Annotated in this window: 12 protein-coding genes; all 12 read right to left on the reverse strand. The window is 45.4% G+C overall.

The window, feature by feature from the left end; genetic code table 11:
- Positions 1 to 14 precede the first annotated feature (14 nt).
- Entirely contained in the window at positions 15 to 1,268 is a 1,254-nt protein-coding gene (locus QMD66_04325) for a pitrilysin family protein (protein MDI6822080.1), read from the reverse strand.
- Positions 1,269 to 1,284: 16 nt separating this feature from the next.
- Positions 1,285 to 3,372, reverse strand: coding sequence for a polyribonucleotide nucleotidyltransferase (locus QMD66_04330; GenBank protein MDI6822081.1), 2,088 nt, complete (start codon positions 3,370 to 3,372; stop codon positions 1,285 to 1,287).
- Positions 3,373 to 3,401: 29 nt separating this feature from the next.
- Positions 3,402 to 3,671 carry a 30S ribosomal protein S15 gene (gene rpsO, locus QMD66_04335; protein MDI6822082.1) on the reverse strand — a complete coding sequence of 90 codons (270 nt, stop codon included), beginning with the start codon at positions 3,669 to 3,671 and terminating at the stop codon, positions 3,402 to 3,404.
- A gap of 70 nt (positions 3,672 to 3,741) precedes the next feature.
- A complete protein-coding gene (locus QMD66_04340) occupies positions 3,742 to 4,707 on the reverse strand; it encodes a bifunctional riboflavin kinase/FAD synthetase (protein MDI6822083.1) in 966 nt (321 codons plus the stop codon).
- A gap of 86 nt (positions 4,708 to 4,793) precedes the next feature.
- On the reverse strand, positions 4,794 to 5,720 hold the full coding sequence (gene truB, locus QMD66_04345) for a tRNA pseudouridine(55) synthase TruB (GenBank protein ID MDI6822084.1): 927 nt from the start codon (positions 5,718 to 5,720) through the stop codon (positions 4,794 to 4,796).
- Positions 5,721 to 5,755: 35 nt separating this feature from the next.
- Positions 5,756 to 6,739: a bifunctional oligoribonuclease/PAP phosphatase NrnA gene (locus tag QMD66_04350; protein MDI6822085.1), complete on the reverse strand. Its 984-nt coding sequence runs from the start codon at positions 6,737 to 6,739 to the stop codon at positions 5,756 to 5,758.
- An 8-nt stretch (positions 6,740 to 6,747) separates the two neighbouring features.
- A complete protein-coding gene (gene rbfA, locus QMD66_04355) occupies positions 6,748 to 7,089 on the reverse strand; it encodes a 30S ribosome-binding factor RbfA (GenBank protein ID MDI6822086.1) in 342 nt (113 codons plus the stop codon).
- A 33-nt stretch (positions 7,090 to 7,122) separates the two neighbouring features.
- Entirely contained in the window at positions 7,123 to 7,410 is a 288-nt protein-coding gene (locus tag QMD66_04360; protein MDI6822087.1) for a DUF503 domain-containing protein, read from the reverse strand.
- 41 nt (positions 7,411 to 7,451) lie between these two features.
- Positions 7,452 to 9,395, reverse strand: a complete 1,944-nt coding sequence (infB, locus tag QMD66_04365; GenBank protein MDI6822088.1) for a translation initiation factor IF-2 — start codon at positions 9,393 to 9,395, stop codon at positions 7,452 to 7,454.
- 40 nt (positions 9,396 to 9,435) lie between these two features.
- Entirely contained in the window at positions 9,436 to 9,723 is a 288-nt protein-coding gene (locus tag QMD66_04370; protein ID MDI6822089.1) for a YlxR family protein, read from the reverse strand.
- 26 nt (positions 9,724 to 9,749) lie between these two features.
- Entirely contained in the window at positions 9,750 to 10,874 is a 1,125-nt protein-coding gene (gene nusA, locus QMD66_04375; GenBank protein ID MDI6822090.1) for a transcription termination factor NusA, read from the reverse strand.
- A gap of 38 nt (positions 10,875 to 10,912) precedes the next feature.
- The gene (gene rimP, locus QMD66_04380; protein MDI6822091.1) at positions 10,913 to 11,395 is read right to left on the reverse strand and encodes a ribosome maturation factor RimP; all 483 of its coding nucleotides are present in this window, start codon (positions 11,393 to 11,395) and stop codon (positions 10,913 to 10,915) included.
- Positions 11,396 to 11,560: the final 165 nt, after the last annotated feature.

Raw genomic sequence — 11,560 nt, forward strand, 5'->3', positions numbered from 1 at the left:
TCCCCTTTGAGCACTTAAGCAACCAGATTTGCTGCAGTCTTCACCTCAGCCGGTCCAATGATCGTTAACGTCATTTTCTCGGGAGCCAATAAAATCTTTGCCAACCTGTGGATATCTCCCAAGGTCAATTTGTCAATTCTTTCCACCAACTCATCGAGGGATAAAATCTCTCGGTGCACGAGTTCCGATTTTCCCAGACGGGTCATTCGATTGCTCGTGCTTTCCATGCTTAAAACCAATTGACCCTTGAGGAATTCCTTCGCTCGGTGCAATTCTTCCCTGGATATTCCTTTTTCAGCAATGGATTTTATTTCCTTTTGGATTAATTTAATTACTTCTTCAACCTTAGAAGGCCTTGTTCCTGCATAGATTGCAATCAAACCGGTTTCTGAAAAGAGTGAGTGGTAAGAGTAGATAGAATATACCAATCCTCTTTTCTCCCTGATCTCCTGAAATAAACGGGAGCTCATTCCTCCACCAAGGATATTATCGAGGATGCTTAAGGCGAATCTTCTCTCGTCTCTGGCGTGCAGGGCTTGAGTGCCGTAGCAAATGTGGGCTTGCTCCGTTCGCTTTTGGCAGATAAAAACTTTAGGCTCTACTTTAGGCTTAAATTCTTTCCGAACGAATCTCCCTTCCTCCCTTGGAGCAAAATGCTTCTCAATCAAATCCACAATTTGCTGGTGATCGAGATGCCCCGCCGCGGCTATCACGATATTTTTGGGGGCGTATCCTTGCGAGAAGAAACTCAAAATACCTTCGCGGTTGAAGTTCTTAACGGTGTTGACGTAACCCAGGGTACTCTTACCCAGGGGGTGATCTCCCAGGAGAGTGGAGGCAAAAAGGTCATGAATTTTTTCATCCGGTGTGTCCTCGTGAAGATTTATCTCTTCTATAACAACTTCTTTTTCCGCGGAAATATCCTCTTCTTTGAAGAGAGGGTTTTGTAGCATGTCTGAGAGAATTTCCACCCCTACGGGTATGTGTTCATCGAGTAAGCGGGTATAAAAGCAGGTATATTCTTTGGTAGCGAATGCATTTATTTCCCCGCCCAAAGTATCGATGGTCTCGGATATCTCTTTAGCCGATCGATTTTTAGTCCCTTTAAATAAAAGATGCTCGATGAAATGGGACATACCACTTAGTCCCTCGATTTCATCACGAGCACCTACTCCAACCCAGAAACCCAGTGCCACGGATCTAACGTGAGGAATAGATTCGGTCACAACTTTTATCCCCGATTCAAGAGAGGTTTTACTAAAAAACATGGGAGACTCCTTGGACTTATTTTACTTTGATTGCTAGATCCACAGCAGCTAGGCTTATTCTATTCAATCTATCTATCTCGATGACTTCGACGGGTATCTTGTCCCCTACTTTTACAACATCTTCGACCCTGCGGATTCTCCCCTTGGAAAGCTTGGAGATGTGGACGAGACCTTCCCTTCCCGGAAGGATTTCCACGAAGGCGCCAAAACTAGTGGTTCTGGTCACCCTACCTATATACCGCTCCCCCACCTTGATTTCTTTGGTGATCATCTCGATCATCTGGCGAGCCCTTTCCCCACTTACCTCATCCTTTGAGGCAATGAATACGGTGCCATCATCTTCAATATCGATGGTTACACCGGTCTCATCGATGATACTATGGATGGTTTTACCCGCTGGACCAATGATATCCCTTATTTTGTCTGTACTAATCCTCATGGTAATGATTCTGGGAGCGAATGGTGATAACTTTTCCCTTGGTTTTGCTATTACGGATGTCATCTTATCCAGAATGAATAATCGAGCTTTCTGCGCTTGAGTCAGAGCTTTCTCCAGAATTTCTCTCCCTACACCTTCTATTTTCAAATCCATTTGGAGAGCGGTGATTCCCTTGGCCGTTCCCGCAACCTTAAAGTCCATATCACCCAGGGCATCCTCCACTCCCAGTATGTCCATTAGTATCGCCACTTTACCCTTTTCTTTCACTAACCCCATGGCTATTCCGGCCACGGGTGCCTTAATGGGGATACCAGCATCCATTAAAGCTAGGGTACTTCCGCATACACTGGCCATGGATGTAGAGCCATTTGATTCCAGCACTTCAGAGACTAATCGAATGGTATAAGGAAATTCACTTTCCTCAGGGATTACAGGAGCAAGCGCTCTCTCAACGAGAGCGCCATGACCAATCTCCCGACGTCTAGGTCCGCGCATGAAGCCCACCTCTCCCGTGCTGAAGGGAGGGAAATTATAGTGGTGAAGGAATCTCTTAGATTCCTCAACACCCAATCCATCCAAGAGCTGTTCTTCTCCGACGGTACCCAAAGTGGCCACGGAAAGCACTTGAGTTTGTCCTCGTGTGAACAGACCGGAGCCATGCGTTCTGGGGAGGATACCAACCTCGCAGGAGATCGGTCGGATTTCATCCCAATCTCGACCATCGGAACGAATCTTCTCTTCCAAGATCATCCTGCGGGTTTCCTCTTTCTCCATCTTGGTCAGAATCTTTACGATATCTTGTTCCTTCTCCTCATAGGTTGGGAGAAATTCCTCCAAAGTTTCTTCCCTAATTTTCTCTACCGCCTGCTCCCGATTTAACTTATCAGCGATTCTGATCGCTTTTTTCAACCTGGAGGTGGCAAATTCTCGAACGGCTTTCTCAACTTGGGGATCTGTCTCGATGAGGGGGATGGCGCGTTTGTGAACTCCAACTTCCTTTTGAAATTCTTCCTGGAATTCGATGAGTTTGATGATGGCCTTCTGACCCTCTTCCATCGCTTGGAGGATACTTTCCTCATCGACTTCCTTTGCTCCTGCTTCCACCATCAGTATCCCATTTTTATTCCCTGCAACGACGACGTCGATATCGCTGTGTTCTAGCTCCTGGTATGTTGGATTGATTATCCATCTTTCTCCCACCCGGCTCACTCTGACTGCTCCAATGGGACCATTGAATGGAATATCTGAAATGGTTAAAGCGACCGAAGCACCAATGAGACCCAGAATGTCGGGCGGATTTATTTGATCTGCGGAGACTATGGTGGCAATTATCTGAACTTCATTGCGAAAGCCCTCTGGGAAAATGGGTCGGATCGATCGATCAATCAATCTCGCATTGAGGATTGATTTTTCACTTGGTCGACCCTCGCGCTTTATGAAGCCACCGGGTATCTTTCCCGCTGCGTACATTTTTTCCTCAACATCGACGGTGAGGGGGAAGAAATCAACATCTTCTAAGGGTTCATCGCTGGCGACAGCGGTAACTATGACCATGGTGCCCTCACACTGGACAATGACCGCACCATTTGCCTGGCGAGCCAATCTTCCCGCTTCTAGGGTGATAATTTTCCCCTCAAATTCAATTTCCTTGCGTTTAACCTGCATTCAAAGATAAACCTCCCATGAAATATAATCTAACCGCGCAACCCAAGCTTCTCGATGAGCGTTCGATATCTTTCGATATCTACCTCCTTGAGATAATTGAGCAACCTCCTCCTCTGACCAACCATTTTCAAAAGTCCTCGTCGGGAGTGATGGTCTTTTTTATATCGCTTGAGATGTTCGGTAAGGCAACTTATTCTCTTGGTCAAAATAGCGATTTGTACCTCAGGAGAGCCCGTATCGCTCTCATGAAGCCGGTATTCCCCAATTATTACCGCTTTTTCCTCCTTAGGTAGAACCAACTCCCAAATTCACCTCCCTCTCATCCATCATCGGACCGTTATCTACACTCTAACATTAAACGAAAGCGCACTAGCGCTTCCTCCTGTTTATCTTAACATACTCGGAAAATCCAGTAAACAGAAGAGATTTGGTTACCTCGATGTCTTCCCTTATTTGATTGGCGAGTTCCTTTTCATTTCGGAATGTTTTTTCATCCCGGATTCTTGCGCAAATTTCAAGTTCAACCCTCTTCCTGTAGAGATCTCCTTTGAAGTCTATGATAAAGGTCTCTATCTTGAACCTTCTTCCTCCAAAGGTGGGACTTGTCCCAATATTTATGGTGCACATCTTCCTTTCCCCATTGAACTCTATGAAACCGGCGTAAACCCCTCTCTTTGGGATGGATGCTTTGTCTACCGTCCTCAAATTGGCTGTGCAAAAGCCAAGAGATTTTCCTCGACCACATCCCTTTATTACCTCACCTATTATTCGAGGGTATCGACCGAGGATTTCCTTTACCTTTTGTAATTCTCCCTCTCTCAGAAGCTCGCGGATGTATGTGCTGCTGACGAATTTTCCATTTACCTCAAGTAAAGGAATAGATATTATATCGAAACCTCTTTTTGATCTATACTCTTTGAGGAAGGTCACGTCCCCCTCGGCATTCTTGCCGAATTTGAAGGTTTCCCCCACCACTAGGCAACAAGCGTCCAAAAGCTTAAGGATTATATGGTCTATGAATTCTTTAGGAGAAAGATTTGCAAATCCCTTTGTGAAATTGACGACCAAAAATATATCCACTCCCAGAGCCTCTATCAATTCCGCCTTCAATTCGGTACTTGTAAGAATGGGCGGATGACTTCCGGGTTTTAGGACTTCAATGGGATGAGGTTCGAAAGTAAGCACCACACTTCGGGCTCTTCTTTTGCGAGCTTCCTCAATAGTGGCTCCGATTATCCTCTGGTGTCCCTTATGGACACCATCGAACATTCCGATGGTGACTACACTCTTTCCCCCTAAAGACTTAAGATTTTCCAATCCACGAATGATCTCCATTTTTATTCTCATCCATCTTCAAGCTCGGAAGCTCCGAAGCTAGCTCGGTCTTTGAATATGTACAGAGCTCCAAAGCTAAAATGAGCTCAACTGAAAACACGGACCGGTTTTGCTATTACTCGAGCGGGATCAATTTGCACCTTGTCAGAAAAAGTGGTGGTAGCTTTAGCTATGGCAAGGAGGTCCTTTTGCACATCGATCAATCGAATGAATTGATTTCTTTCAATGAATTGAGATTGGTTTTCGATCATTCCAGCTCTTAAGGGCACTCCATTTAATATTTTTTCTTTAAAATCTCCCTTTACCAGGACAAAAGGATATCGTTCTAAAGCTTTGTTCATCGGGATTATCGCTTTGTGCAAGCGATTTTCCTCGGCTAGTTTTTCGACCTTTTCCATGGCTAAGGCCGAATCTAGATGAAAATTTCCACAGCTAATCCTGGTGAGCCCACTCATATACGCTCCACAGCCTAAAGCTTCTCCAATATCCGCACAGAGAGTCCGAATGTAGGCGCCCTTCGAACATTTCACGCGAAATTTGACTCTGGGATGATCATCGCCATCGATTTTTAATAGTTCTAATTCGAAGATTTTAACCCTGCGGCGAGGGCGTTTAACCTCCCTGCCTCTACTGGCTAATTTATAAAGGGGCCTACCTCCCATTTTTACCGCTGAGGTCATGGGTGGTACCTGCCATACATCGCCTCTGAATTCCTCGAATATTTTTTCCATTTTTCCCGGTGTGATGGAACAGGGCACTTCGGATAAAATTTTTCCCGTGCTGTCTTGCGTATCAGTTTTGATGCCCAGTCGCATCTCCGCTATGTATTCTTTGGTATCCGATTGAAGGAATTGAGTAAGCTTAGTAGCTCGTCCGATGCAAAGAACAAGAACCCCAGTGGCCATGGGATCCAGAGTTCCTGTATGTCCAACTCTTCTGGTTTTCAGAATCTTTCTTACCCTTTCAACGACATCGTGGGAGGTAATTCCGGCGGGTTTATTCACTATTAACAAACCATCCACCTTGTCGTCACTCTCGCTTGCACACCCTACGCATCCGTAGGACTTCTTCTTATGGTCTTGAGCAAAACCTCAAGCGTTTTGTCAAGATCATAAGAGGATATGTAGCCTGCAGCATTTGGATGCCCTCCCCCACCGAATCTTTCAGCTATTTTGGCTACATTGATACCATCTTTGGATCGAAGGCTGACTCTGATGCTTCCATTGGACATCTCCTTTAAAACCGCCGCAACTCTTGTTCCTTTGACCGCTCTGAGGAAATCGATTAGATTTTCGGCTTCCTCCATCCTTGCCTCGGTTAAGGCCAAATCCTTCTGCAGGATTGAGGTGTAAATGAAACCCAAATCGGGTAGGAATTTCGCTTTTGAAAGGGATAATCCCAAAAGCTTGGTGTAGGAAAAGGGGATATTTTCATAAACGTTTTGGAAAACATAATTTGGTGATATACCGTATTCTAGAAGCTCCTTTGCCGCTTGAAAGGTCTGTATGGAGGTATTCGAATATTGGAATCTCCCGGTATCGGTGACCATCCCCGTGTAAAGACAGAGGGCAATGTCTCTGTTGAGTTTTTGATTTAAGATCTTGCTGAGATAAAAGATGAGCTCCGCACAGGCTGAGATATTTTCATGGACTACATTTATGTGACCGAATTTATCGTTATCACCATGGTGATCGATATTCACGAGAATGGACGCATTTTGTGCGGGTTCCTTTAATATTCCCAAACGTTTTAAATTGGCACAATCGATGGCAATAAAATTGGAGGGTTTTTGGGGACATTCCCTGGAATCTTGAAGGAGTTCAAGCCCTGGGAGGAAAGCATACTGAAGCGGAATTACGATGGGTTCGCCCCAGCTCACAAAGGATTTTTTATTCATTTGCTTTAAGAGCAACCCCAGTCCCAGGAGTGACCCTATCGCATCTCCATCTGGCTGGGTATGCGTGGCTATTACGAATTGCTTCTCCTTAAGAATTAATTTGGCTACGGAACGCAAGTCACCATTTATTATCATGTATTGCCTTAACCTCCTTCTTGAATGCGCTTCAAGAGCTCCGAGATACGCATTCCTTCCTCTATGGACTTATCAATCTTAAAGGTGAGATCCGGGAGAAACTTTATCCTGATCCTTTTCCCTAATTCCGTTTTAATGAATCCCCTGGCACTTTCCAATCCCTCAAGGGTGTCTTCCTGCTCCGATTCCTCTCCTAAAACGCTAAGGAAAACGGTAGCGTGTTTTAAATCCGGCGACACTTCGACGGCTGTAATTGTGACAAAACCAATGCGGGGATCCTTCAATTCCCTTCGGATTATATCGCAAATTTCCTTTTTAAAAATCTCCGCAAGTCGAGATGTCCGCATCATAGGAGTTCCGTGAATTTTTGCTTTAAGGTACCTTTAGGGAGATAAGAGAGTGACTTCATGATTGAGGACAGTGGCCTTATTAAGATTTTCCACATATCGTTCAATATCTGAAAGGATCCTCTGAGCTTGGTAATTCGAGAGGGAAACGCAAGCGATCCCCAGCGTTGCTCTCTGCCAGAGTCCATGATTGTCGATTTCCGCTATGGAAACACTATATTTACTCCCGATGCGATCGATGATACTCTTAATAATTTGCCTTTTTTCTTTAAGCGATCTACATTCCGGCAGAAATAATTCGAGCCGGGCGACACCGATAATCATCTATCCTCCCTCTTCTCAAAGGTTAGATAAACCACACGAGCTTAAGTTTTTTCAACCATGGTAAATGTTTCGATGATATCCCCAACCTTTATGTCCTGGAAATTTTCCAGTCTAATGCCGCATTCAAAACCGGCTTTAACCTTTGGAACATCCTCTTTAAAGCGGCGAAGGGAGGCAATCTTCCCTTCGTAGATCACAATGCCATCCCTTATCATCCTGGTTTGAGCGCCGCAAATGATCTCCCCATCTAATACGTAGGCTCCTGCGACTACGCCCACCTTTGAAATCTTGAAAGTGGCTCTAACTTCAGCCCGTCCCTGCTCTACCTCCATAAACTTCGGCTTGAGCATGCCCAGCATCGCTGCCTTGATATCGTCGATGATTTGATAGATCACCCGATATGTCCTTATATCAACATTTTCCCGAGCTGCCCTTTCCTTGGTTTTTGGATCTGGGCGGACGTTAAAACCTATTATAATAGCATCCGAAGCCGCAGCGAGCATAACATCGGTCTCTGTAACTCCTCCCACACCCCCGTGGATTATTTCGAGCTTGACCTCGTCCTGCTCCAGTTTTTCCAAGGATTCCTTAAGGGCCTCAACCGAACCTCGGACATCACCTTTGATGATTAAGTTTAGCTTTTTGACTTCTCCCTCTTTTATTCTCTCAAAGAGTTCATCAAGAGTTATATGTTTTTTCCTGAGCTCTTTCTCGATCAGTCTGCGCTTGAGAGCTCTTTCCTCCGCTATTCGTCTCGCCTCTCTCTCGTCGGTTAGAACCTTAATCTCATCTCCAGGTTGAGGAACTGTTGAGAATCCCAGGACCTCCACGGGTTGAGAGGGACCTGCTTCAAGGAGATTATTTCCCCTGTCATCTAGAAGCGCTCGAATTTTTCCATAGGCCAGTCCGGCCACTGCCGCTTCTCCAACTCTTAAGGTGCCCTTTTGGATCAAGATGGTGGCAACGGGACCCCGACCCTTATCCAATTTGGCTTCGATCACCACTCCTTTAGCGTGACCCTTTCGAGTCGATTTGAATTCTTGGAGTTCCGCTACTAGGAGGATCATTTCCAGGAGCTCTCCAATGTTTTTTTTCTCCTTGGCTGATACCTCAACGAAAACTGTATCTCCCCCCCACTCTTCGGGGACGAGACCATATTCGGTCAATTGTTTCTTGACCTTCTCCGGGTTAGCCTCGGGTTTATCAATCTTATTTATGGCCACCACTATGGGGACGTTTGCCGCCCTTGCGTGGTCAATTGCTTCCACTGTTTGGGGCATGACTCCATCATCCGCTGCGACGACCAGGATGGCGATGTCGGTTACCTGAGCCCCTCTCGCCCGCATTGCGGTAAAGGCCTCGTGCCCCGGGGTGTCTATGAAGGTTATTTTCTTATCATCATGGAGGGTTACCTGGTAAGCTCCGATGTGCTGAGTGATTCCCCCTACTTCTTTGGAGATGACGTCTGTTTTTCGAATTGCATCGAGGAGACATGTTTTTCCATGGTCTACATGACCCATCACGGTGACCACGGGCGGTCGATGTTCTAAATCTCCTATGGAGATAGGAGCCTCCTCTTCCCATGCTTCCTCAGGAGAAATGATTTTAGCTTCATGACCATATTGTTCCGCAAGGACATGTATAGCTTCAGGATCCAGAGGCTGATTAATGGTCACCATTTCACCCAATTGCATCAATCTCTTTATGATCTCCGAGGGGCTTTTGCCTACAAGTTCTGCAAATTCCTTAACCGTTATGCCCTCGGTCACTTTTAATTCGGGCAAAGAAGGTTTCACAGAGCGTTTTTTTTCAGCGACCTTTTGTTTGGACCGGGATGTTTCGCTTAAAACGATTTGAACTTCTTTCTCACTTAAAGTTGCGAAATGGTTCTTGGCCTTAATCCCGATTCCATTCAGTTTCTTGAGTAATTCGCTGCTGGGTATGCCCATTTCCTTTGCCAATTCGTGAACTCTTACCTTACCCATGAAAAGCTTCCTCCAAGAATATTGGTGATTACAGCATTCCTTAAATCTGGGTTCCTTCCTCTATCAAGTGTAAAATTTCCGACCTAAGCTCTTTAATTATGTCTTCACCAACGGTTGTATTCAAAGCATTAGTGAGCTTTTTCCCTTTAAGACCTTGACTGAGGCATTCTTTGCTGTAACAAATATAAACTCCTCTCCCACTTGCTTTACCCGAAGGATCTATGCCAATTTCTCCCGATGGAGAACGTACTATCCTTATCAACTCCTTCTTCGGTTTCACCTTCCCACAACCGATACAAGTCCTAAGAGGTATCTTCTTTCTTGCCATATCAAGTACAATTTAACCTTTTTAATCTAACTTTTTTCCAATTTCTGGTGAATACCATAATAATTACTACCGGGTTTTGCTTTATTCTTGCACCTCTTCCCGGAAGAGGTGAGAGCCTGGCATCTTCCCTCTTCGGCTGCTTTTTCAGCCTCAGCCTCGGTTTTAGCTTTCTCCTCGCTAGCCTGAGATTCACTCTTAATATCAATGCGCCATCCGGTCAACTTTGCAGCTAAACGGGCATTTTGTCCTTCCTTTCCAATGGCCAGAGATAGTTGATTGTCGGGGACAATGGTCTCAGTCCTATGCTCTTTTTCATCGATTATAACCTCTTTTACCTTCGCTGGGCTGAGGGCGTTGGCTACAAAGACTGCGAGGTCCTCACTCCACTGAACGATATCGATTTTCTCTCCCCTTAGCTCGTTTACCACCATTCGGACACGAGAACCCTTTGGCCCCACACAAGCTCCCACGGGATCGATGCTCGGATCCCTTGAGGCTACGGCTATTTTTGATCTTTGCCCGGGTTCTCGGGCTACCGCTTTTATCTCCACGAATCCATCATATATCTCGGGCACTTCGAGTTCAAAAAGCCTTTTTAAAAGCCCTGGGTGGGTGCGGGATACGATGATTTGTGGCTCTTTTGTAGTTCGCCGAACCTCAACGATATAGGCTTTGAGGCGTGTTCCATGTTCATACCTCTCTATAGGAATTTGTTCACTTGGGGGAAGGAGGGCTTCCACCCTACCCAGGTTTAGGAGAGTATACCGCTGATCATTTTGCTGGATAATACCAGTAACGATGTCGCCTTCCCTATCGGCATATTCTTCGTACATCATCTCCCGCTCCGCTTCTCTGATTCTTTGCAGAATTACTTGCTTTGCAGTCTGAGCGGCAATTCGACCGAAATTATGAGGGGTCACCTCGACCTCTTCGACCCTAGGCTCTTTACCCTCCTCTTCTATTGTCCGTTGGGAGAATACCTTAATCTCTCCCGTTTCCCGATCGATTTCAACCCGAACATTTGGAACTCGACCATAATTGCGTCTATATGCTGAGACTAGAGCGGCTTTTAAAGCCTCGAGTATGGTGTCGGGGTTGATTCTCCTTTCTCTCTCTATTTGCCTCAAAGCTTCGATGAGTTCCGAGTTCATGGAGCCTACAAGAACCTCCTTCCATATCTTAAATCAGTTTAAAATTTAAAATCATAGACGAGATGAGCTTGGGATACCAGATCGAAAGGTATCCTCATTAGCTCACCCTCACACTCCATTGTAAATTGATGCTCTCCCACTTCCTTGAGTATTCCCGTGAACTGCCTTCGATTGGCCAGAGTTTTTATTGTTTTGACTTTTATCTTCGATCCAATAAATTGTCGATAATGCCTGGGTTTTGTGAGACGACGCTCAATTCCTGGAGAAGAGACTTCCAAGGTATAAGGTGTGGAGATTAAATCAGCTTCATCTAGGGCGCGACCGATTAATTCACTCATCCTTGCACAAGTGTTAAGATCCACCCCTCTTTCCGAATCTATGAAGATACGAAGCACCAAGCCCCTGGGTTCTCTTTGAAGCTCGACGTCGAATAATTCCAATCCCTCCCCCTCCAATATGGGAGCGATCAATTCCTCAACTCCTAAAATGACCTTTTCCTTCCCCATCTTTCCTTCTTTCATTCCTCGCAATCTTCTAACAATGAAAAAAGTGGGCCAAAACCCACTCGTTCGTTAATTTCACAAATCATGATACCATATCTGCCCTTCTTCTGCAACAAAACCATTTTAGTGGGTAGTGTCAAGATAATTGTGTAAATTCCTTCAAGGGTTTCTTCTCCCACTTAG

The sequence above is a fragment of the Actinomycetota bacterium genome (assembly GCA_030018275.1).
Taxonomy (GTDB): domain Bacteria; phylum Actinomycetota; class Aquicultoria; order Subteraquimicrobiales; family Subteraquimicrobiaceae; genus Subteraquimicrobium.

Excerpts from the sequence above, each read along its gene's own strand:
- QMD66_04325 (MDI6822080.1), bottom strand. The coding sequence starts at position 1,268 with ATGTTTTTTAGTAAAACCTCTCTTGAATCGGGGATAAAAGTTGTGACC.
- QMD66_04330 (MDI6822081.1), bottom strand. The coding sequence starts at position 3,372 with ATGCAGGTTAAACGCAAGGAAATTGAATTTGAGGGGAAAATTATCACC.
- QMD66_04340 (MDI6822083.1), bottom strand. The coding sequence starts at position 4,707 with ATGGAGATCATTCGTGGATTGGAAAATCTTAAGTCTTTAGGGGGAAAG.
- QMD66_04350 (MDI6822085.1), bottom strand. The coding sequence starts at position 6,739 with ATGATAATAAATGGTGACTTGCGTTCCGTAGCCAAATTAATTCTTAAG.
- rbfA (MDI6822086.1), bottom strand. The coding sequence starts at position 7,089 with ATGATGCGGACATCTCGACTTGCGGAGATTTTTAAAAAGGAAATTTGC.
- QMD66_04360 (MDI6822087.1), bottom strand. The coding sequence starts at position 7,410 with ATGATTATCGGTGTCGCCCGGCTCGAATTATTTCTGCCGGAATGTAGA.
- infB (MDI6822088.1), bottom strand. The coding sequence starts at position 9,395 with ATGGGTAAGGTAAGAGTTCACGAATTGGCAAAGGAAATGGGCATACCC.
- QMD66_04370 (MDI6822089.1), bottom strand. The coding sequence starts at position 9,723 with ATGGCAAGAAAGAAGATACCTCTTAGGACTTGTATCGGTTGTGGGAAG.
- nusA (MDI6822090.1), bottom strand. The coding sequence starts at position 10,874 with ATGAACTCGGAACTCATCGAAGCTTTGAGGCAAATAGAGAGAGAAAGG.
- rimP (MDI6822091.1), bottom strand. The coding sequence starts at position 11,395 with ATGAAAGAAGGAAAGATGGGGAAGGAAAAGGTCATTTTAGGAGTTGAG.